Annotated in this window: 21 protein-coding genes; 15 read left to right on the top strand and 6 right to left on the bottom strand. The window is 51.9% G+C overall.

Features of this window, described 5'->3' with window-relative positions:
• Positions 1–3: 3 nt before the first annotated feature.
• Positions 4–801: a rhomboid family intramembrane serine protease gene (locus CWE14_RS05575; RefSeq protein WP_126798490.1), complete on the top strand. Its 798-nt coding sequence runs from the start codon at positions 4–6 to the stop codon at positions 799–801.
• Here the strand turns inward: CWE14_RS05575 and CWE14_RS05570 are convergent.
• Positions 795–1,223: a flagellar basal body-associated FliL family protein gene (locus tag CWE14_RS05570; protein WP_126798489.1), complete on the bottom strand. Its 429-nt coding sequence runs from the start codon at positions 1,221–1,223 to the stop codon at positions 795–797. The two genes, CWE14_RS05575 and CWE14_RS05570, sit on opposite strands and share 7 nt — an antisense overlap.
• Positions 1,224–1,343: 120 nt before the next feature.
• On the opposite strand from CWE14_RS05570, the gene CWE14_RS05565 reads away from it, so the two are divergent.
• Entirely contained in the window at positions 1,344–1,892 is a 549-nt protein-coding gene (locus tag CWE14_RS05565; RefSeq protein WP_157981782.1) for a chorismate--pyruvate lyase family protein, read from the top strand.
• 38 nt (positions 1,893–1,930) lie between these two features.
• Positions 1,931–2,812, top strand: coding sequence for a 4-hydroxybenzoate octaprenyltransferase (gene ubiA / locus CWE14_RS05560; protein ID WP_126798487.1), 882 nt, complete (start codon positions 1,931–1,933; stop codon positions 2,810–2,812).
• Here ubiA and plsB read toward each other — a convergent pair.
• Positions 2,809–5,247 carry a glycerol-3-phosphate 1-O-acyltransferase PlsB gene (plsB, locus tag CWE14_RS05555; RefSeq protein WP_126798486.1) on the bottom strand — a complete coding sequence of 813 codons (2,439 nt, stop codon included), beginning with the start codon at positions 5,245–5,247 and terminating at the stop codon, positions 2,809–2,811. The genes ubiA and plsB overlap by 4 nt on opposite strands.
• Positions 5,248–5,464: 217 nt before the next feature.
• On the opposite strand from plsB, the gene lexA reads away from it, so the two are divergent.
• The 6 genes from lexA to CWE14_RS05525 all read left to right on the top strand — a co-directional run bounded on the left by lexA (position 5,465) and on the right by CWE14_RS05525 (position 11,205).
• Positions 5,465–6,091, top strand: a complete 627-nt coding sequence (gene lexA / locus CWE14_RS05550) for a transcriptional repressor LexA (protein WP_126798485.1) — start codon at positions 5,465–5,467, stop codon at positions 6,089–6,091.
• Positions 6,088–6,615, top strand: coding sequence for a hypothetical protein (locus tag CWE14_RS05545; RefSeq protein WP_126798484.1), 528 nt, complete (start codon positions 6,088–6,090; stop codon positions 6,613–6,615). Before lexA ends, CWE14_RS05545 begins: the two co-directional genes overlap by 4 nt.
• Before the next feature lie 393 nt (positions 6,616–7,008).
• A complete protein-coding gene (gene coxB, locus CWE14_RS05540; RefSeq protein WP_126798648.1) occupies positions 7,009–8,106 on the top strand; it encodes a cytochrome c oxidase subunit II in 1,098 nt (365 codons plus the stop codon).
• Positions 8,107–8,118: 12 nt separating this feature from the next.
• On the top strand, positions 8,119–9,723 hold the full coding sequence (gene ctaD / locus CWE14_RS05535; protein WP_126788684.1) for a cytochrome c oxidase subunit I: 1,605 nt from the start codon (positions 8,119–8,121) through the stop codon (positions 9,721–9,723).
• An 11-nt stretch (positions 9,724–9,734) separates the two neighbouring features.
• Positions 9,735–10,310 (top strand): cytochrome c oxidase assembly protein, encoded by a 576-nt coding sequence (locus CWE14_RS05530; protein WP_126798483.1) that lies wholly within the window; start codon positions 9,735–9,737, stop codon positions 10,308–10,310.
• Positions 10,311–10,320: 10 nt separating this feature from the next.
• The gene (locus CWE14_RS05525; RefSeq protein ID WP_126798482.1) at positions 10,321–11,205 is read left to right on the top strand and encodes a cytochrome c oxidase subunit 3; all 885 of its coding nucleotides are present in this window, start codon (positions 10,321–10,323) and stop codon (positions 11,203–11,205) included.
• A gap of 64 nt (positions 11,206–11,269) precedes the next feature.
• Here the strand turns inward: CWE14_RS05525 and CWE14_RS05520 are convergent, their stop codons facing one another.
• Positions 11,270–11,488 (bottom strand): DUF2909 domain-containing protein, encoded by a 219-nt coding sequence (locus tag CWE14_RS05520; RefSeq protein ID WP_338022818.1) that lies wholly within the window; start codon positions 11,486–11,488, stop codon positions 11,270–11,272.
• Between the two features lie 24 nt (positions 11,489–11,512).
• Between CWE14_RS05520 and CWE14_RS05515 the strand changes: the two genes are divergently transcribed.
• The 5 genes from CWE14_RS05515 to CWE14_RS05495 are packed head-to-tail and all read left to right on the top strand — an operon-like array spanning position 11,513 to position 15,549.
• Positions 11,513–12,355: an SURF1 family protein gene (locus CWE14_RS05515; protein WP_126798481.1), complete on the top strand. Its 843-nt coding sequence runs from the start codon at positions 11,513–11,515 to the stop codon at positions 12,353–12,355.
• Positions 12,352–12,945: a hypothetical protein gene (locus tag CWE14_RS05510; RefSeq protein WP_126798480.1), complete on the top strand. Its 594-nt coding sequence runs from the start codon at positions 12,352–12,354 to the stop codon at positions 12,943–12,945. The genes CWE14_RS05515 and CWE14_RS05510 overlap by 4 nt, the downstream gene beginning before the upstream one ends.
• A 6-nt stretch (positions 12,946–12,951) precedes the next feature.
• Positions 12,952–13,941 carry a COX15/CtaA family protein gene (locus CWE14_RS05505; RefSeq protein WP_126798479.1) on the top strand — a complete coding sequence of 330 codons (990 nt, stop codon included), beginning with the start codon at positions 12,952–12,954 and terminating at the stop codon, positions 13,939–13,941.
• A 19-nt stretch (positions 13,942–13,960) separates the two neighbouring features.
• Positions 13,961–14,860 (top strand): heme o synthase, encoded by a 900-nt coding sequence (gene cyoE, locus CWE14_RS05500; protein ID WP_126798478.1) that lies wholly within the window; start codon positions 13,961–13,963, stop codon positions 14,858–14,860.
• Positions 14,857–15,549 carry an SCO family protein gene (locus tag CWE14_RS05495; RefSeq protein ID WP_241972334.1) on the top strand — a complete coding sequence of 231 codons (693 nt, stop codon included), beginning with the start codon at positions 14,857–14,859 and terminating at the stop codon, positions 15,547–15,549. Before cyoE ends, CWE14_RS05495 begins: the two co-directional genes overlap by 4 nt.
• An 84-nt stretch (positions 15,550–15,633) precedes the next feature.
• Here CWE14_RS05495 and CWE14_RS05490 read toward each other — a convergent pair whose 3' ends face one another.
• Positions 15,634–16,701, bottom strand: a complete 1,068-nt coding sequence (locus tag CWE14_RS05490) for a polysaccharide deacetylase family protein (protein ID WP_157981781.1) — start codon at positions 16,699–16,701, stop codon at positions 15,634–15,636.
• A gap of 12 nt (positions 16,702–16,713) precedes the next feature.
• Here CWE14_RS05490 and CWE14_RS05485 point away from each other — a divergent pair, with 12 nt between their 5' ends.
• Complete coding sequence (locus CWE14_RS05485) at positions 16,714–18,036, top strand: MATE family efflux transporter (protein WP_241972333.1); 1,323 nt, start codon at positions 16,714–16,716, stop codon at positions 18,034–18,036.
• Positions 18,037–18,103: 67 nt separating this feature from the next.
• Here CWE14_RS05485 and CWE14_RS05480 read toward each other — a convergent pair whose 3' ends face one another.
• Positions 18,104–19,513, bottom strand: a complete 1,410-nt coding sequence (locus CWE14_RS05480) for a DUF4397 domain-containing protein (RefSeq protein ID WP_126798476.1) — start codon at positions 19,511–19,513, stop codon at positions 18,104–18,106.
• 164 nt (positions 19,514–19,677) lie between these two features.
• Positions 19,678–20,256 (bottom strand): Fe-S biogenesis protein NfuA, encoded by a 579-nt coding sequence (gene nfuA / locus CWE14_RS05475; RefSeq protein WP_126788693.1) that lies wholly within the window; start codon positions 20,254–20,256, stop codon positions 19,678–19,680.
• Positions 20,257–20,342: the final 86 nt, after the last annotated feature.

Here is a 20,342-nt window from a genome sequence, read left to right as displayed (position 1 = left end):
ACAATGAAAAAGCTAACGACCAGTTCAGATACCGCCAAAATTGCCCGCTTGCGTCAGTTTATGTTGCGTCACGGGGTGCCGGTCAGCGTCTCTGAAAGTGCCGGCAAACTTGACCTTTGGGTGGTGGACGACGGTTACTATGAGACGGCGCTATCGCTGCTCGATCAGTTTGTCGACGACCCCGCCGATAATACGCAGGTCCCCTCGCAGGGCTCGGTGCTGGGACCGACCATCAACAGCCTCTCGCAGCAGGCCGGTCTGCTCACCTTTGTGGTTTTTCTAGTTACGCTTGCGGTTGCTGGACTGCAGTTTTTGTGGTCGATGGACGGCGTTTTCGCGGCACTGATGATCACGCCGGTTGGCACCAATGAGCTTGATTTCACTCAGCCGTGGCGGTTGATCACACCGGCATTTATTCACCTTTCAGCGACTCATTTACTGTTTAATTTGTTCTGGTGGTGGTATCTGGGTGGACGTATCGAACTGCGCTTTGGCGCCGCTCATCTGGCGCTTATATTTCTGCTTACCGGGGTCAGTGCGAATCTGGCTCAGTGGTACACCAGTGGACCGCTATTTGGTGGGCTTTCCGGAGTCGTTTACGGTTTGCTTGGTTTCTGTGCGGTGTATGGCTGGCAGCGTCAAAATAGTCTGACCCTGCCCAACGCCTTGCTGGTATTTATGGTGGCCTGGTTAGTGCTTGGATACACTAATCTGCTGTGGGTTAATATGGCCAATGAAGCTCATTTATTCGGCTTACTCAGCGGTGTGCTGCTTGGTTTTATTTACCGTCTGCGCTACTGATACATGTACGTGGTAAACAACAGGTTTTCGATTACCGGGCGACCCGTTTCGCGCTCCAGCAGCTCCCGAGCAGTAGTAATGCATTCCTGGCGAAGCTCTTCGCGCCCGGTCATCGAGCGAACTTTACCTTCCTGAGCGGCACCAAATATTTCCACGAACGCACTACGCAGCAACGGCGCATGGTGTTCGACAATGCCTAGATCCACCGGATTGCTGACCGCGGCCTCGATAGCAACCCGGATATAGCCTAAATGTCGGGTCTCATCGAGTTTAATGAAGTTTGTGGTGATATCAGGGTCGAAGGGGAAGTACATCACCCGACGCGGCTCTTCATTGCCGAAACTTGCTGGCGAAACTAGCAGCATGAGCGCCGCCATACTGGAAAGCCAAAACTTGGTGTTCATTAAAACTGCAAACTGCATCGGTAATCACCTGTCATCAAACCTAACCCCAGTATACCGAATGCGGACGCGACGGCAATCACTGCGAGCAGGACAGGCTTCTGCTATTATCGGCGAACCATGACCAAAGGACGAACACGCTTGGCTAGTACACATTTATCCGATGTCACCTGGGTAAACATCGACGACCTCCCTTTGCCTGATGCTCTGGCGGACTGGCTCACAGATGAGGACTCGCTAACCCTCAAATTGCAGCGCTATACCGGGCAGTTCAATGTGCGCGTGTTACGCCATGAAAAAGCAACGGCACAGACCGATGAGGTTGCGTTTATGCAAACTGCACAGCACAATCCTGACGTGCAGGTACGCGAAGTCCTGCTCTGTGACGAGGAACGTCCCTGGGTGTTTGCCCGGAGCATTATTCCGCAACACCCCAGTCGTATTTTACAGCAACTGCAGGACATCGGCGAACAACCACTCGGCCAAATCCTGTTTACACATCCAGATGTAGTCGCCGGGCCATTTCAGGTGGCCAGGTTTGGGCCTTCGAGTCAGATCGGTCGTTTCAGTACCGATTTAACTGGCTCGGAGCGCGATTTATGGGCACGTCGGCGCAATTTCTGGCTGGCCGACCAGGCTATTCTGGTCGCCGAGGTATTTCTACCCAACGCCCCCTGCTATGATAAATAGTACTATTATTGATACCAACCTGTGACCAAGGAGCTAGCATGAGCCGTCTGCGACACTACCGCGCCCTGATGCGAATGGATAAACCAATCGGAACCTGGTTACTCGCCTGGCCTACATTTTGGGCACTGCTGGTTGCTGGTGCGGGTGACCCGTCGATCCGAATTGTTGCTATTTTCGCCGCCGGGGTCTTTTTAATGCGCTCCGCTGGGTGTGTTATCAACGACTTTGCCGACCGCAATCTAGACGGTCAGGTTAGCCGCACTCGCGAACGCCCTTTGGCCACCGGCGCGGTCACCTCGCTCGAAGCTCTGCTACTGTTCGCAGTGTTGGTTTTGCTCGCATTTCTGCTGGTGCTGACGTTGAACTGGCTAACCGTTGGCTTGAGTGTGGTGGCATTAGCACTGGCTGCGGTGTATCCATTTGCCAAACGTTTTACTCACTTCCCCCAACTTTTTCTCGGCGCAGCGTTCAGCATGGCGATTCCAATGGCCTTTGCGGCAGTCGAGTACCGGGTACCTGTGCTAGCCTGGGTGTTGTTTGCTGCGAACTTCCTGTGGACGGTCGCCTACGATACTGAGTACGCGATGGCCGACCGCCCGGATGACGTCCAGGCGGGAATTAAGTCGACCGCGATCTTCTTCGGTCGTTACGATATCCTCGCCATTGCGGTTCTGCAGGTCATTACCCTGGCCTTGCTGGCATTAGCAGGCTGGATGTTCAGCGCGGCTCCCTACTACTGGATCGCACTGGTTATCGCCGCTGCGATGTTCGTCTGGCAACTATGGATGATTAGTGGCCGCGAGCCAGACCAGTGCATGCGCGCATTCCGCCAAAACTACTACGTCGGCATGGTTATCACCATCGGCGTTGCTTTGCATTTTTGGCTGCCCGATGTGCCCTGGCTGGGCAGCCTGATCTAAGCGGACTCTTTTAGTTTCTGCACCGACTGGCGAATGGTTTGCACCACCGGACTGGGTAACAAACCATCGATTTCATCGCTCAACAGGGTGGTTCTGTCATTGGAGACATAATCACCCTTGTCATTGACCACAATGTAACCTTCCTGCTTCAGCACCTGAACCAGGGTGCTAAAAATGCGCTTATCGAAGAATTCTGGTGCATCGATACCATGCATAGAGCCAAGGCGCATCGCCAGTAACTCGCTGTGTTTCTCCAGTTCGGAGCGCGACAGATTGTCAAACATCTGCACCAGCTCCAGCACTATCGCATAGCGTGCCAGGGTTTCATTAATAGCCGTCGCCAGCAGACGCAACTGAAAATACGGTTGCGAGTCATGTGTCGGCACGCGGAAGCCCTGCTCTGTTCTAACCAGCCACTTTTGCTCGCTGAGCTGTTCACAAATAGCGGCGACCCAGCTCGGTACATCCTCAGCATCCTGGTTCAGGAACAGCTCAGCACGGATCATGGGTATTACATTGGTTATAAAAGCAACCACCTGCTCGGTACTGAAGTTCTGTCGGGCCAGTGCAAAGTTAGCCACCAAGGCGGGTACCGCAAACAGGTGAAGTACATTGTTGCGGTAATAGGTCATGCTCAACGCCTGCTCTGCGTTCAGACTAACCACTTCACCCACCGCATCCTGTTCAACGTGGAACTTATCCATCTTCACCGCATGCTGCCAGAATGCTTTGCCGTCCAGCTTTGGAACCACCGCATAACTGCTATACGGCACCTCACGCAAAAGCGTCAGATACCCATCAAACTGAGCAATCAGCTCTTCTTTAGTTAACGAATGCTGCTCAGCACTGAGCAAACATAAACCGCTCAGGTTAATCGAATTGACCACGGCCCCATCATTGATGTTACGCATCAGGATATCGGCCAGGTGGTTAACCCTCGGCGTTAACCAGCTCGGTTTAGCCGGCTCTTCAACCCCACGAGTGCTCGACTCTCGCCAATTCGGCTGGTTGCTATCAAGATACTCATCCAGGCGCACTGGCTTACCAAAGGTGACATAACCATGGCCGAAGTTACGCAGTTTGCGCAAAATACCAAAAACCTGGAAGACGGATTCTTTTTTCTTATTTTTGCCACGTAACTCTTTATGATAGGTCGACACTTCCATCACGTGTTCGTAGCCGATATAGACAGGAACCAGGCTAATCGGCCGGCTAATGCCGCGTAACTGGCCCTGCACCGTCATTGCCAGCATACCGGTTTTCGGCGCCAACAAGCGCCCGGTCCGGCTCCGGCCACCTTCCATAAAGTATTCAACCGAATAGCCTTTCTCGAACAAACGTCCCAGATATTCGCGGAAAACCGTGGAATACAGTTTGTTGCCGCGAAAGCTACGACGAATAAAAAACGCCCCGCCGCGGCGGAAAATAGGTCCGGCGGGCCAGAAATTCAGGTTTACCCCGGCCGCGATGTGAGGCGGTACCAGGCCTTCTTTATAAATAACGTACGACAACAGCAGGTAATCCATATGGCTGCGGTGGCAGGGAACATAAATAATTTCATGCCCGTCCTGCGCTAAAGTACGGACCACCTTGGCATGACGTACGTCGATGCCGTTATACAGTCGGTTCCACAACCAGGTCATCACCCGATCGCCAATACGGATCAGTCCTTCGCGGTAATCGGCAGCGATTTCCTCGAGGTACTCCTGGGCCCGTTTGCGTGCTTTGTCTTCACTGATCTTTTTACTCCGGGCTTCATCAGCAATGGCTTGCTTCAGCACCGGCGTGCGCAGTAAGGAGCGGATCATTTCATCGCGTGACCATAGCTTGGGTCCTGCTACTGCATGGCGCAGGCGGCTAAAATGGGTGCGTGCCACGCGTGATAACTTCTGCCCCAGCTTATCGTCATCCTGATATTTATCAGCCATCAGACGCAGGCTTACCGGCCGACTCACACGCAGCATGATAGTACGGCCAGCAAAGAGCAGAACCATCATTCGCTTCCACAGACTGGGCACCTCGATATCCGCACTGACCATGCCGGTTGGCTGTTCACGTCCGGCATTACGCCCCCAGAACAGGCTCGCTGGATACATGATCACGTTGCAGGCAGGGTTGGCTTTATGCAATGACAGCAATTCGCCGAACGGGGTTTCAGCCTCATACTCCAGGCGTCGCTTCGGATCTTCGACAAACAGCACCCGGTCAAAACGCTTACCGTCTATTTCAAGTGCGGTCATCGGGTCCGGCAGCCCAAGCTTACTGACAGCACGCTGCAGTACCACCAGGTCACTGAACGAAGGCGACTTCATCACATACACCACATGTTCGGCGGCAGACGCCGTGGTGTCATGTTCATCACAAATCGTCTCTGCTTTCGTTAACCAACGTACTGGCCATCTAAAAACCGTAAATAACGTATGTTTTATGCTCATAGCTGTCACATCAACCTATGCCAAATCTGCTCCAGAGGATACCACCAACACATGCCGTTGTCCTTTATTCAAGGTCTGTCCAGCTGATACTGCGGTGCCCACCCTGCGACCCCGCCAATCCGATTAGCCTGTTGCACAAAAATAACTCAACAGAGGTTGCACTGGTTAAAATACTGTATATACTCACAGCATACTGTATAGAAAAACAGGTACTAATATGCGACCGTTAACCCCTCGTCAAAGTGAAATTCTGGAGCTCATCAAGAGCAATATCGAAGCCACCGGCATGCCGCCAACACGCGCGGAAATTGCCAAAAGGCTGGGATTCCGTTCCGCCAACTCGGCGGAGGACCACCTTAAAGCGCTGGCCAAAAAAGGGGTCATCGAGATTTTGCCTGGTATGTCTCGTGGTATTCGTCTGTTACAGGATGACACCCTGGTAGAACCCGAGCAATTAGGCTTACCCCTGGTTGGCCAGGTGGCGGCGGGTGAGCCAATTCTTGCTGCTGAGCATATAGAAAACCACGTTCAGGTTGACCAGCAGTTATTCCGCCCGGCGGCTGATTTCCTGCTTCGGGTAAAAGGGATGAGCATGCAAAAGATAGGTATTCTGGATGGCGACTTGCTGGCTGTGCATAAAACAAATCAGGCACGTGATGGCCAGGTGGTGGTTGCCCGCATCGACGATGAAGTGACGGTGAAGCGTTTTGAACGTCAGGGCAGCACTGTATTACTGCATCCAGAGAACGATGAGTTTTCGACAATCTATGTCGACCTTACTTCTCAGCCGCTCACTATTGAGGGGCTGGCAGTTGGTGTTATTCGAAATGGAGGCTGGTTATGAACGCGAATTTAAAGGCTCACCGTCACCCTGGGTTATGGTCCTTGCCCCAGACGCAGGAAGAAAGCCAATTGCCATTGTTTCCACAGGCTCCGATGCCCCAGGTGTCAGCGCCTCAGGCTCCACTGACAGAGACATCATTACCGGCTGTTGAACAAGAATTACGGCACCTTGCTACGCTGTTTCAGCAAAGTGCAGTGCTCGCCGAGCAAAGCGGAAAATGGATCACGCTGATCGGAATGCCTGATGATGTCGGCAATGCCAATGGCATGCAGAAGCAAATCGAAAACCTGCTCAATAAAGCGGGGATCGCATTGCATAAGGTACGCTGGATCCGCTCCACAGATGCTGAAAACAAAGCCTGGGCCACCGAGCAGGCCTTGTTACTCGACAATAGTGCACTTGTAGTAGCCTGGTTGGGCCAGTGTGAATGGCGCGACCTCAAGCGTCTGCAACTTGCGCGTAAACATAGCCAGGCGCAAAGCTGGCTCAGCACTTCAGCCTGCGTAACGACTCCACTCCACTAGCCCTTGCAGGGCTAATTCCAAGGGGCTGTTATTAACAGCCCCTTTTTTATTAACAAATATGATGCTATTTTGATCTGCGACAATATGTCCTGATTAGCTTTTGCGCGCTAAGTAGTTCATCTTCGGTTTACTAAACTTATAAGCCCGATGAGACGTGCACTTGCCAAGCAACCTATAACAAAATAAATCCCGTTCAGCGGGAAATAATTAAAACATAACAAAGGGTTAGGCAAGAACTGCGATTTCTGGGGAAAAGCTGTTCCAATTCTTGCGTATCTCTTTGTTCTTGCGTTACCAATCCCCCCATGGATTGGATAACAAAAGACTAAGAGGAGATGTCGAGTGAAAGCGAGACTGTACCGCGTGCTTACGGCGGCGCTGGTGTTATTCGTCATGCCAGCGGCCTTTGCTGAAAGCCTGCAAATTAATCTGCCACGCGGCGCCACTGAGGTTAGTAATTCAGTTTACAGCCTTCACATGTACGTATTTCTGGTATGTGTGGTCATTGGTGTCATTGTGTTTGCGGCCATGTTCTGGTCCATCATCCGTCACCGGAAATCCCGGGGCGCTGTACCAGCGAAATTCCACGATAATGTCCGAGTCGAAATTGCCTGGACGGTTATTCCGTTTTTGATCCTTATCGCCATGGCCTGGCCTGCGACCTCTCTGCTTCTGGACATGGACAATACAGACGATTCTGATCTGACCGTTCTTATCACCGGGTCGCAATGGCGTTGGGACTACGAGTATTTTGACTATGACGTGCAATACCGCAGCAGCATGGCGACCATGCGCGATCAGGTCTATGCGAATTTGCCCAAAGGTGAGAATTATCTTCTCGAAGTTGACCGTCCTTTAGTTATTCCGACCAATCGAAAAGTTCGCTTATTGATAACCTCAGATGACGTTATTCATAGCTGGTGGGTCCCTGAGTTCGCGATCAAAAAAGATGCAAACCCGGGCTATATTAATGAAGCCTGGACCCGCGTCGATGAACCCGGTATCTACCGGGGCCAATGTGCTGAGCTATGTGGTCGTGACCACGCTTTCATGCCGATCGTAGTCATCGCACTTGAGCCCGATGATTTTGAGGAATGGGCGACAAACGAAGAAACCCGACTGGCTGAAGAACGTGAAGAAGAAGAACGTTTGCTTTCTATGCAAATGACCATGGACGAGCTAATGACGCTTGGTGAAAGTGTGTACAACGCACAATGTGCGGCGTGCCACCAGCCAAACGGACAAGGTGTTCCTGGTGTCTTCCCCGCGCTTGCTGGTGAAGGTGTGTCTGTCGACAGTGACGGTCTGAACGACCATATCGACATTGTCGCCAACGGGGTTCAGGGAACCGCGATGCAGGCCTACCGCGATCAGCTCAGCATGCGTGAACTAGCCGCCGTCATTACCTACGAGCGAAACGCTTGGCAAAATGACACCGGCGATGAAGTTCAGGCGGCTGATATTCATAATTATATCCAAGGCGATAACTAAAGGGGGATGGCCATGAGCACTGTTGTAGATACACATCATGAGCATGATGACCATCATGACCATAAGCCAACGGGCATTAAACGCTGGCTATTTACCACCAACCATAAAGACATAGGGTCGCTGTATCTGTTATTCAGCTTCCTGATGTTCTTCGCTGGTGGCACCATGGCGCTGGTTATCCGCGCCGAACTGTTTCAACCTGGTATGCAAATCGTTGACCCGCACTTTTTCAATCAGATGACCACCATGCACGGTCTGATTATGGTGTTCGGTGCGGTTATGCCTGCCTTTACCGGTCTCGCTAACTGGATGATTCCGATGATGATTGGTGCGCCAGACATGGCGCTACCGCGAATGAACAACTGGAGTTTCTGGATCCTGCCATTTGCCTTCATCATCATGCTTTCCTCGATGCTGATGCCGGGTGGCGGACCTGCTTTCGGCTGGACCTTCTACGCCCCGCTATCGACCACCTATAGTACGGATTCAACAGCACTGTTTGTGTTTGCCATCCATATTATGGGGATTTCGTCGATTATGGGCGCGATCAACGTTATCGTCACCATCATGAACATGCGTGCTCCAGGCATGACCTATATGCGCATGCCGCTGTTTGTCTGGACCTGGTTTATAACCGCCTTCCTGCTCATTGCGGTAATGCCGGTGCTGGCGGGCGTGGTAACTATGGTACTGACCGATAAGTACTTTGCGACCAGTTTCTTTGATGCGGCCGGTGGCGGTGACCCCGTACTGTTCCAGCATTTGTTCTGGTTCTTCGGTCACCCTGAAGTTTACATCATGATCCTGCCGTCATTTGGTATCGTCTCTGCGATTATCCCGGCGTTTGCCCGTAAGCCATTATTTGGCTATGCATCAATGGTATACGCTACCGCAGCGATTGCAGGCCTGTCCTTTCTGGTCTGGGCTCACCACATGTTCACCACTGGTATGCCGGTCTTCGCGTCATTGTTCTTTATGTACATGACGATGTTGATTGCCGTCCCGACCGGCGTGAAAATCTTCAACTGGGTGAGTACCATGTGGCGCGGATCGATGACCTTTGAACCACCGATGCTGTTCGCCCTGGCATTCGTAATCCTGTTCACCATTGGTGGTTTCTCTGGGATCATGCTAGCGATTACTCCAGTCGACTTCCAGTATCACGACACCTACTTCGTGGTAGCGCATTTCCACTATGTTCTGGTTAGTGGTGCAGTGTTCTCGATCATGGCGGCTGCTTACTACTGGCTGCCGAAATGGTCCGGTTTCATGCCGGACGAAGGTCTTGCCAAACTGCACTTCTGGTGCTCGGTGATTTCCGTCAACATCCTGTTCTTCCCCATGCACTTTGTGGGGCTAGCCGGCATGCCAAGACGGATCCCGGATTATGCATTGCAGTTTGCCGACATTAACGCAATCGTCAGCGTCGGCGCCTTCCTGTTCGGCTTCTCTCAACTGATTTTCCTTGCCGTTGTAGTTAAGTGTATGGCCAAGAAAGGTCAGGCTGCAGTCGCCAAACCCTGGGAAGGGGCAGAAGGTCTGGAGTGGGATGTACCATCGCCTGCGCCTTACCATACCTTTGATACGCCACCTAAAATTGAAGCACCGATCCGTTAAGTGAGGTCACTATGAGCGAACAGCATTCAAAGCCTGATAACAGCAAGATGATTACCCGCTTGCTGGCGTCTGTTGTGCTGATGTTTGCGTTCGGTTTTGCGCTGGTCCCCTTGTATGAGAAATTCTGCGAGGTGACCGGATTTAATGGACGCACCAACAATTCAGCAGCGGCGGGCAGCGACGGCAACCTCGTCGATACTACCCGCCTGGTGACGATAGAGTTTCATACCCGGGTTAACCGAGGGTTACCCTGGGAGTTCAGCTCAGAAGTCCGTCGCCTGCAGGTGCACCCCGGCGAAACTACGACCGTTAACTTTACCGCCACTAACCGTACAGGCCGGGACATGACTGGTCAGGCGCTGCCATCTGTGGCGCCTGGCGAAGCCGCTCCCTACCTGCTGAAAACAGAATGTTTCTGCTTTCAAAATCAGCCTCTGGCTGCGGGCGATACAGCGGTGATGCCGATGCAGTTCTATGTTGACCCGGATATTCCCAATCACATACGTACTTTCACCTTGTCTTACATGATGTATGACATGACGGAAGCTGCGGCCCAAGGGCGTGTCGTTGTCGACACCTCTGAGTGAGGAACAGGAAATGAGTTCAGAAAACACACAACACGAAAAATATTACGTACCCGACTCAAGTATTTGGCCATTAATTGGCGCCATCGCACTGGGTCTTATCGCGTTCGGCGCGGCTCACTATATTATCGAGTGGTCGAATGAAGAAGCTGGCTTTGGCCACTGGGTTTTACTGGCCGGGATTGTTGTTCTGGTAGTCATGTTGATAGGTTGGTTCCGTGACCAAATCAACGAATCGCATCAGGGGCTGTACAGTGAACAGATGGGCCGCTCGTACCGTCAGGGGATGAGCTGGTTTATCTTCTCAGAGGTGATGTTTTTCCTCGCCTTCTTCGGCGCGCTGTTTTATACCCGTATGATCGCAGTGCCATGGTTAGGCGGCGCCAGTAACAACGCCATGACCGGTGAAGTTTTATGGCCAGCGTTCGAGGCTATCTGGCCTCTGACCACAACCCCGGATGGTCGCGAAACTCAGGCCATGGGTTGGGGTTTGCCCTTTATCAATACGCTGATCCTGGTTACATCATCAGTGACTCTGCACTTCGCTCATCATGGGCTTGAGCATGGTAAACGCGGCGCTTTGAAACTGTGGCTTGCGCTGACCATTGTGCTTGGTTTGATCTTCCTCAGCATGCAGATGTATGAGTATGTCCACGCGTATCGTGACCTTGGCCTGACCATGCAGTCCGGTATTTACGGCAATACCTTCTTCCTGCTGACAGGTTTCCACGGCATGCACGTCACCCTCGGCGCACTGATGCTGATTGTGATGTTCTTCCGGGTCCTCAAAGGCCACTTTAATAAAGAGAACCAGTTCGCCTTCGAAGCCAGTGTCTGGTATTGGCACTTTGTCGATGTGGTGTGGATTCTACTCTTTGTTTTCGTCTATATCATTTGAGTCAAAAAAGCCGTACTCGCTGCTGCGGTACGGCTTTTTTATCATTGCTAGTTAATAAAGTTAGTTAATAAGGCCTCGGGTTTGGAGTCAGAATACCTGTCGCCAGGGCCAGCACAATAAGTGCAATTATAATGACAGAGAAAAGCACTCGGCGACCAATGAAGTGCGACATCCGTGGCCCATCCTGCTTCTGCCGCATAAGGTGAAACAGGCCCTGAAACAGGTTGTAGATCACATACAGCAGTAACGCAACGAGCAGTATTTTTAAAATGATGTTTATCACGCAGTATTCTCCGGGTTATTTATTATGTCGTTTGATGGCCTGAGTAAAACATTCGCCTCGCGGCGCCGCAACGCGGGTTTTTACCTGCATCCTGTCGCTCTGCTTATTACTTTGCTAGCTATCGCTGCGATGGTCAAGCTAGGCTTTTGGCAAATTGACCGTGGTCAGGAGAAACAGGCTATAGTCGATTACCATGCAACCTCATCGGCTCAGCAGACCCAATCTCTTACCCTCGAGCATATTCGCCAACAATCGCTGCAAACCGATGACCAGATTGAGATAACGGGTTCTTTCCAGGATGGCGCCTATTTCCTGGTCGACAATCAAACCTACAATGGGCGAGTTGGCTATCACGTCGTCGCATTACTTGAGAACGAGGCCCTCGCGCCTTATCTGGTTCCGGTTAACCTCGGCTGGGTTCCTCTCGGTGGTCCGCGCGACACACTGCCTGAGGTAGAGCTTCCCCAGGGTACACGAACAGTGTCAGGGCGCATTCAATTACCGGCCGAGCGCCCGTTCCTGCTCGCCGAGCAGGAATTTTCTGCTCAACTGCCGCAGCGTGTACAGTATCTGGAGCTTGATTCTATCCGTGCACAAACACAACTGCCGTTGGCTTCATTCAGTATTTTATTAAATGAAAACATCGACTTTGGCTTTCGCCGTGACTGGCCAGTCGTGGTGATGGAGCCGCATCGTCATTATGCGTATGCCGCGCAGTGGTTCGGTCTGGCAATTGCGGCGCTGGTTATCTTTCTGATAGCGAATAAACGCCTCGCCCGGCGTCCGCCCCAGCCTTTGCAACAACAGCATACATCTGAAGACTCTGGCAAAAACAATAAGAATGGTTCAGGAGAACACAAACCATGACCACCTCTGATAACCCATCCGCTACTCAAAGCGAGCAACAGCGCAAACGAAAAAACCGCCGTCTATTTATAGGCATCTTCCTGTGCTTTTTGATCCCGTTAGCCGGCGCCCAGATTATTCTTAGCCTTGGCTGGTTTACCCCCGGTGTTACCAATAAAGGGGAGCTGATTAGTCCGCCAATTGAAGCCAGCAGCAGTGAGAACGAATCCATGCCGCAGACCTGGCGCCTTGCGTACCGCGTTCCAGCAGACTGTGACCAGCGTTGTATCAACGGCCTCTATGTTATCCAACAGGTCGATATGGCACTTGGTCGCGAAAGCGACCGCGTCACCCCGATAGCAATTCAGGCCGGGCCAGATGTCTCTGCTTTACCGGCGCCTGAAGAGGGTAGCCGCTTGCAGTATTTGGTACTGCCGCAGTTACACGACCAGCTTAGCGAGCAACCGCAAGGCAGTCTGTTTATTATCGATCCGCTGGGCGCGGTGATGATGCGCTATGAAGGCAGTGCAGACCGTGACACGGCTATCCAGAGCGGTAGTGATATGCTGGATGACTTAAAAAAACTATTAAAAATGTCTCGTGTGGGGTAAGCACTGATGCGTAATCTGGTTAAATTTTCCCTGGTTTTTTGCTTTATCGTTATTGTCCTTGGCGCATTCACTCGTCTGACGGATGCGGGTTTGGGCTGTCCAGACTGGCCCGGCTGTTATGGCTTCCTCAGTGTGCCGCATAGCGAAGCTCGACAGACAGTTGCCGTTGAGGCCTTCCCTGACGCCCCGCTGGATACGCAAAAAGCCTGGCACGAAATGATCCACCGGTATGCAGCCGGTACTCTCGGTTTTCTTGTTCTCGCCATTGCAGTGGTCGCCATTCGCCGCAAGCTACAAGCGTCTCAGAGCAGCAAGCCAATGAAGCTGCCGATTATTCTGCTGGTGCTGATTTGCTTTCAGGCTGCGCTTGGAATGTGGACGGTTACCATGATGCTGCAACCAGTGATCGTCATGCTCCATTTACTGGGCGGGTTCGCCACCTTTTCCTTACTTTACCTGTTATATCAGCGAGAAAACGACTTCCGCATTCCGGGCGGCGATTTGAATTTGCGTAAACTAAGAGGGCTGGCCGCGTTAGCCTTGGTTGTGGTAGTCGGCCAGATTGCACTGGGGGGCTGGGTTGCTGCTAATTATGCAGCGGTTGCCTGTACCGAATTACCCATTTGTGAGGGCCCCTGGCTCAGCCGTTTCGACCTCGCCGGAGCCTTTAGTCTGCCCAAAGCCGCTACTTACGAGTTTGGCGTTCATAGCTACGCTGAACGCATGACCATGCATGTACTGCATCGGCTTGGCGCCATTGTTACCACACTAGTGGTGGGTTATTTACTATACAAGCTCTGGCATACAGCCCGCTCTAACCAGTTCCGTACTCATACATTTATTATTACCCTGTTACTGATCGTGCAATTGACGCTCGGTGTCAGTAATGTAGTGTTTAGTCTGCCGCTTGCAGTAGCCGTCGCCCATAATGCGGTCGGTGCGCTGTTGCTCATTTCCTTAGTCGGACTAAACTATAATTTATCCCGCAAAGCATAATAAGAAAGGGGAACCTCTTATGGCTCATCAAGCGATTGCACAGGCGTCAGCCAAACGTGCGCAATGGCGTGATTATCTCGAACTCACCAAGCCTCGGGTGGTGGCATTACTGCTGTTAACCGCAGTGGTTGGCATGTGCCTGGCCACGACCACCTGGGTCAGTCTCGAGGTGTTGGTGCCTGCGGTGGCCGGTATTGGTCTGATGTCGGGTTCTGCAGCGGCTATTAATCATCTCGTTGATCGCCATATTGATGCCAAAATGGCACGAACCCTGCGCCGTCCATTGCCAACCGGGGCCTTGTCGCCAGTCAAGGTACTGACTTTCGCTGCAATCATTGGCGCCCTTGGCTACCTCGTCCTCGAGCTATTTGTAAATCGCATTACTGCGCTGCTCACCCTGGCTAGCTTAGTCGGTTACGCGTTCGTTTATACCATGTACCTCAAGCGTGCGACCCCTCAAAATATCGTGATTGGCGGGCTCGCCGGGGCGTCCCCCCCCTTATTGGGCTGGACCGCCGTCACCGGAGAAATTCACGCCAATGCGGTTTTACTGGTGATGATTATTTTCACCTGGACGCCACCGCATTTCTGGGCACTCGCCGTGCATCGCGCTAAAGACTACGCGAAAGCCGATATCCCGATGCTGCCTGTGACTCACGGCATTGATTTCACCAAGACCTGCATTTTTCTCTATACAGTTTTGTTGACGGTGGTTTGTATTCTGCCCTTTTTAACCGGTATGTCGGGCTGGCTGTACCTTGCCGGTGTTAGCGCACTGAATCTTGGTTTTCTTGGCTACGCCTGGAAACTGAAGTTTGCCCCATCGAAACTAACTGCCTACAACATGTTCAAGTACTCTATCTGGTACCTGATGGGCTTATTCATTCTATTACTTGTGGACCATTACTTATTCACATGATGTTACGTATAGTTTTTATCTTATTATTGGCGCTGGTTGCGGTTGGCGGTGTGTGGAGCTATCAGAAAATTGCCAACCCGGGGCCTCCACAACTGGAAACCAGTCTGCTTTACTCCAGTCCACGTAGTATCGACCCTTTCACTTTACACAGCACCGCAGCACCAGACGCCGACAATGAAAGCGCTGCAGGACGCCAGGTCAGTAATGACGACCTGTTAGGGCAATGGACCATTATCTTTACCGGGTACACCTTTTGCCCTGATATCTGCCCCACCACCATGGCGCAGCTCAAGCAAAGCTGGACTGATATTAATCAGGTCAGCGCTACGCCGATGCAGGTATGGATGGTTTCTGTCGACCCCCAGCGTGATGATATTCCTCGCCTGAGGGACTATGTAGGCTTCTTTAACGACGGTCTTGACGCTTCTGACCAGCCTCCTTTCCTCGGTGTGCGCGGTGAACATAAAGATTTGTTCCCGTTCGTGCGTAACATCGGGCTGATGTATAGCATTCCGGAAGAAGATGAAACCAACTATCTGGTTAATCACAGTGCGGCTATTATTTTGATTAGCCCAGAAGGCCATCAGCAAGCGGTTTTTCGCGCCAGCCATGAGCCGGGAATGATACCGACCGTTAACCCAACTTTATTGGTAAATGACCTTAAACGCATTATCCGTTACCTTGAATAAAGGGATGGCATAAAGAGCTCAGAAAAAATGGCATAAAAAAGCCCGAACCAGGTTCGGGCTTTTTTGTTCCGGGGCAACGCAAACTTAACCTGGCCAGCTACCCTCTTCGTTCATTCGTATCCACTGCTGTGAATACCAGTAATAACGACCGGGCTTACTGATACTGGGCGCGGTACAATTGTATCGCGAACGGCCAAAGCCAAGATCATCTTCAGCCTGCACACGCATAGTATTATCATCAATCCACTCAATATCGTGTGCCCGATTGCTGATAAAACAGGTTACTTGTGAGGGGCGAAAATCGCGCACCTCGAATTCGATTTCCAGAGTCGGACGGGTCTGTTCATGAGTCAGCAAGGTGTCCTCGTAGCGAACCTCCTTAATGGGGAATGCCAGTGCCGCCATTTTGGTCCCCAATGAACTAAGGTCTGCATACACCCCGGCAGCCGCGAATCGCGGAATAGCGCGCATATCCGAGGTCGGCCCAAATCCGCCCGAGTGCTGAGCAAAGCCGGTGAAGCCAAGCTCTTCAACAAGCTCCAGTAACACATTGTCATACTCCCCATATGGGAAAGCGAACAACTGGTGACTAACGCCTACTTCATCGAGGATTTTTTGCTCCGCCTGGAGAATATTCTCGGCCGCACGTTGTCGCCACTCGGCGTCATCACGGCGAGGCATATGGGCATGGTCAGTGGTGTGGTTAGCAATGGTAACGCCTTCGTCATGTAACTGACGGACCTGGTCCCAACTCATATAGCGCCCAGGCCGCTCACCAATGGGGTCGGTGGTAACAAATAAGGTCCATGGCACCTCAAATTCCTGCAAAATCGGTCGCCCAGCACTAAAAATGTTTTCGTAAGCATCATCAAAGGTCAGCACTACCGCTTTATCAGGTAACTCGGCCTCGCCTTTCACACCAGCAATAGCGTCACGGATATCAATCACGGTAAAGTCATTGTCCGCCAGGTACTGCAGATGTGCTCGTAATTCGTCCGGTGACACTGTGGTTGAGCGTGGTGTACTCTCACTAACATGGTGGTACATTAATATAGATACACTCGGCTCAGCCTCGGCGGCAGCGTCGAAAGGCAGCGACACTGCCAGCAGCGCCGCCAAAGCAGTGCCTTTTACCAGTCCCCAAAAATGCATAGGTAGTCCTCTTTGTTGCAGTCTGTACTGAAAAATCCAGGTGACCATCGCACGCTGTTTGCGATTGCCTTGCCAATGATTATTTCCAACATCGCCGCCCCTTTATTAGGGTTGGTTGATACAGCCATCATAGGGCATTTGCCGGACGCTATCTACTTGAGTGCCGTTGCAATTGGTGCCATGGCTATTAATTTCGTCTATCTGTTGGCGGTTTTTTTGCGCATGTCCACCACCGGGCTGGTGGCACAAAGTTTCGGCGCAGACGACATCCACTCCCAACGTACCTTTGCCGTACACGGCTTGTTATTCGCAGTAGTGCTCGGTGTTGTCATTATTGCATTGCAGCCACTTATTCTGTGGTCTCTGTGGCAGCTGGTGAGCGCCAGCGACGCGTTACAGCTGTTAGCCACGGACTATATCCGTATTCGCCTGTGGGGCACCCCAGCCGCGCTAAGTATGCTGGTCATTCTGGGCGTATTACTTGGACGGCAACAAGCACGTAGCGCCATGGTACTGGTGATCCTGAGTAATCTTATCAATGTCATACTCGACGTGGTTTTAATTATTGGCCTCGGCATGAATGTTGCCGGCGCCGCCTGGGCATCGGTCAGTGCTGAATGGGTAACCGCCCTGACTGGCCTGTTTTTTCTTCACCGCGGCCTGACCCTGCAGTTGCGTCATTTTAAGCAAATCAGCCTGAAAGTATGTAAAGACTTACTAACTCTGAACCAGAATATATTCATCCGCTCGCTAGTGCTCCAGCTGTGTATGGCAGTGATGACCGCCTACGCTTCCTATTATGGGGCCACTACCGTCGCCGCAAACGCGGTGCTGATGCAGTTTCTGATGCTTATTTCACTGGGGCTTGATGGCGTTGCTTATGCAGCAGAAGCATTGGTGGGTCAGGCCAAAGGGCAGCGCAACGCTGCCAGACTGAAGCACTGGTTTCGTTTAAGCCTGTTTTGGTCAATGCTTTTTGCCGTTAGCTACAGTCTGCTGTTTTTGTTCACCGGTAGCGCCATTATCCGCTTGATTACCAATATTCCAGAGGTCATTCGCGTCGCCGAAAGTTATCTGCCCTGGCTCATTGTGATGCCATTGTTAGCTCACTGGAGTTATCTGTTTGATGGTATCTATATCGGCCTTTCGCAGAGTAAAGCGATGCGTGATTCAATGCTGCTGGCCGCACTGTTTGGCTTTGTGCCGGCCTGGTTGCTGACGTTAAGCTGGCAAAACCACGGGCTGTGGTTCGCACTTAGCCTGTTTATGCTCAGCCGGGGTGTCTGGCAATGGCTGTTATTGCAACGCCGCCAGATGCTCACCCTAACCTCATAATCGATGAGGAAAAAAAGGCCGCCCGAAGGCGGCCTGAAATGACATGGGCATGTCGAAAGTTAAACTATTAGTTTCCGCTCGGGGCCAAATCATCCATTAGCACCAGACCCAGGCTATCCGCATCGTTGCCGACAGCTACCGCCGTGTAGATTCCACCAGCCTCAAGATCCACTTCAAGTGGACCCAGCGCCGCATCGGTCTGACCGGCCAGGGTTACCGTCACAAAGTAAGTGCCTGCTGCCAGCGGTACGTTCCCGGTGGTGGCTAGTTCAGCCGCATTAAAAGGTACACTTTCAAATGCCGGAGCGGAGTCGGTGAAGTCATTGCTTGGCGTAACATAAATATCGACATCGCCAGCGAATGGTGATGCATGCACAATCCGAACCCGAGCTTCGGTGGCCACGCGGCGGTTGTCGAAGGTGAGAGCCTGAAGGTTAGCACTGCCATCGCCCAGCTCACCGGCGGCAACTACAGTCCCCTGCCAACCGTCAACTAACGACGCTGCCAGCTCTAGTTGCACGTCCGCATCGTCAGCCAGTGTAACCAGAAAATCATAATCGCCCGCCGCGACGTTCAGGTAGTCCGTGAATTCAGGGAATGCCAGTGCTGCAACCGCAGGCGTACCTGTAACTTGATTGGCATACACATCCACCGCCGGTACATCAGCCGCAGCATGCACCACTCGCAGGTCCGCCCCTGTCGTAGTCGAGTACACCACCGATGAACTCTCACCATCGGCGACGAGCAGTGCAAGCGGCGCGTCATCAGCGTTCGCGGCGGTGTTTAAAGTGGCTGTGACCATCAGGTCGTCACCATCATTCAGGGTCAGCGGTGATGAGAAAAGTACGCTACTGGCATCACCTGACGCCGTGAGGGTTACCTCATAGTCGCCCGCCGGCACCTCGAACGGCTCCGAATCTTCTTTATATGACAATGTGTAGGCAGCATTGCCATCGACAATATCGGCACCTGGTTCGGTCAGGTAAACATCAACAGAGACATCAACCGGTGCCCCATGCAGGACCCACAGCCGGGCATCACCATCAGTGACCGAACTTACCGGACGATTCAGAATAAAAGGTTCAAAAGCGAACGCATCGTCCGCACCTAGCTGACCAATGGCAAATACTTCGTAACGAACATCGGTCTCAAGCGCCAATGTCTCGTCGATAACGGTGCTAAATTCGCCACTTGGCAATATGCCATCAACCGTGACATTATAAGATGCTTCAGGCACTTCAAGGGTGGGCGAAGACTGTTGATAGTCGACACCTTCAAGGCCACCCAGAATGTCGCCATTAGCAAGAATGTTGACCGCAGGCGCATCCGCTGAAACGTGATGAATACGCAGTTGCGCATTGCCGGCGGGATCAGGATCTGGCGTAGGAGTAGGTTCAACCCGTGTGCTACTGCTGTTACAAGCAGCCAGTGCCAACGCCAGTGACGACACGGCCAGGGTTTGTGTGATTCTGATCATGATGTACCTCGTTAATATGTAGTTAGGGTTCAGCAATCTTAACTACGCGGGTACAAAGTGATCAGGATCACACTTCCACTGCAAAAAACTAACATCTCATTAACGCATAAATAATTAACTCATTGATTACTCAAGCATTTGGATTGTTATTTTTTATACAACTTTTAATAGTAAGAATGCTCGCCACGGCTATGCTCGGTCACGTCACGAACACCGTTCAGCTCATTTGGAAACTCTTCCAGAAGTTGTTTTTCAATGCCTTCTTTAAGGGTCACATCGACCATTGAGCAACCGTTGCAACCACCACCGAACTGCAGAATGGCAAAGCCATCGTCGGTAATCTCAGCGACCATCACCTGTCCGCCATGACTCGCTAACTGTGGATTGATTTCGGTCTGGATCATGTACTCCACCCGCTCAATCAATGGCGCATCATCGTCCACTTTGCGCGCTTTGGCGTTGGGCGCTTTCAGCGTCAGCTGCGAACCCAGATCCTGCTCTACAAAATCAATTTCGGCAGCTTCCAGAAACGGCGCGCTTTGGGCATCGACAACGGCATCGAAACCTTCAAATGGCAACGTTGTGTCAGTCGGTTCAAGCGAATCTGCCGGGCAGTATGAAACGCCGCATTCCGCATTGGCCATGCCAGGATTAACCACAAACACGCGAATATTAGTGCCCTCTGGTTGCTGGCTTAATAGTTCACGGAAATGACCCTGCGCTGCTTGCGAAATAGTAATCATCACTCACCTCTTTGCACGATATATTGCTCTCACTCAGAATACCCGAGTAATTTACTAGGGTTTATTTTATCGCAAACAAACGGCAA

The sequence above is a fragment of the Aliidiomarina soli genome (assembly GCF_003986975.1).
GTDB lineage: Bacteria > Pseudomonadota > Gammaproteobacteria > Enterobacterales > Alteromonadaceae > Aliidiomarina > Aliidiomarina soli.
Note: the sequence above shows the minus strand (reverse complement) of the source record. Positions and strands in the feature narration are given on the sequence as shown.

Bases quoted from the DNA above. Each gene is read 5' to 3' on its own strand.
- CWE14_RS05525 (WP_126798482.1), top strand. From the start codon at position 10,321: ATGAGTTCAGAAAACACACAACACGAAAAATATTACGTACCCGACTCA.
- CWE14_RS05490 (WP_157981781.1), bottom strand. From the start codon at position 16,701: ATGCATTTTTGGGGACTGGTAAAAGGCACTGCTTTGGCGGCGCTGCTG.
- CWE14_RS05575 (WP_126798490.1), top strand. From the start codon at position 4: ATGAAAAAGCTAACGACCAGTTCAGATACCGCCAAAATTGCCCGCTTG.
- nfuA (WP_126788693.1), bottom strand. From the start codon at position 20,256: ATGATTACTATTTCGCAAGCAGCGCAGGGTCATTTCCGTGAACTATTA.
- lexA (WP_126798485.1), top strand. From the start codon at position 5,465: ATGCGACCGTTAACCCCTCGTCAAAGTGAAATTCTGGAGCTCATCAAG.
- ubiA (WP_126798487.1), top strand. From the start codon at position 1,931: ATGAGCCGTCTGCGACACTACCGCGCCCTGATGCGAATGGATAAACCA.
- CWE14_RS05530 (WP_126798483.1), top strand. From the start codon at position 9,735: ATGAGCGAACAGCATTCAAAGCCTGATAACAGCAAGATGATTACCCGC.
- CWE14_RS05495 (WP_241972334.1), top strand. From the start codon at position 14,857: ATGATGTTACGTATAGTTTTTATCTTATTATTGGCGCTGGTTGCGGTT.
- coxB (WP_126798648.1), top strand. From the start codon at position 7,009: ATGCCAGCGGCCTTTGCTGAAAGCCTGCAAATTAATCTGCCACGCGGC.
- CWE14_RS05570 (WP_126798489.1), bottom strand. From the start codon at position 1,223: ATGCAGTTTGCAGTTTTAATGAACACCAAGTTTTGGCTTTCCAGTATG.
- plsB (WP_126798486.1), bottom strand. From the start codon at position 5,247: ATGAGCATAAAACATACGTTATTTACGGTTTTTAGATGGCCAGTACGT.
- CWE14_RS05515 (WP_126798481.1), top strand. From the start codon at position 11,513: ATGTCGTTTGATGGCCTGAGTAAAACATTCGCCTCGCGGCGCCGCAAC.
- ctaD (WP_126788684.1), top strand. From the start codon at position 8,119: ATGAGCACTGTTGTAGATACACATCATGAGCATGATGACCATCATGAC.
- CWE14_RS05545 (WP_126798484.1), top strand. From the start codon at position 6,088: ATGAACGCGAATTTAAAGGCTCACCGTCACCCTGGGTTATGGTCCTTG.
- cyoE (WP_126798478.1), top strand. From the start codon at position 13,961: ATGGCTCATCAAGCGATTGCACAGGCGTCAGCCAAACGTGCGCAATGG.
- CWE14_RS05480 (WP_126798476.1), bottom strand. From the start codon at position 19,513: ATGATCAGAATCACACAAACCCTGGCCGTGTCGTCACTGGCGTTGGCA.
- CWE14_RS05510 (WP_126798480.1), top strand. From the start codon at position 12,352: ATGACCACCTCTGATAACCCATCCGCTACTCAAAGCGAGCAACAGCGC.
- CWE14_RS05505 (WP_126798479.1), top strand. From the start codon at position 12,952: ATGCGTAATCTGGTTAAATTTTCCCTGGTTTTTTGCTTTATCGTTATT.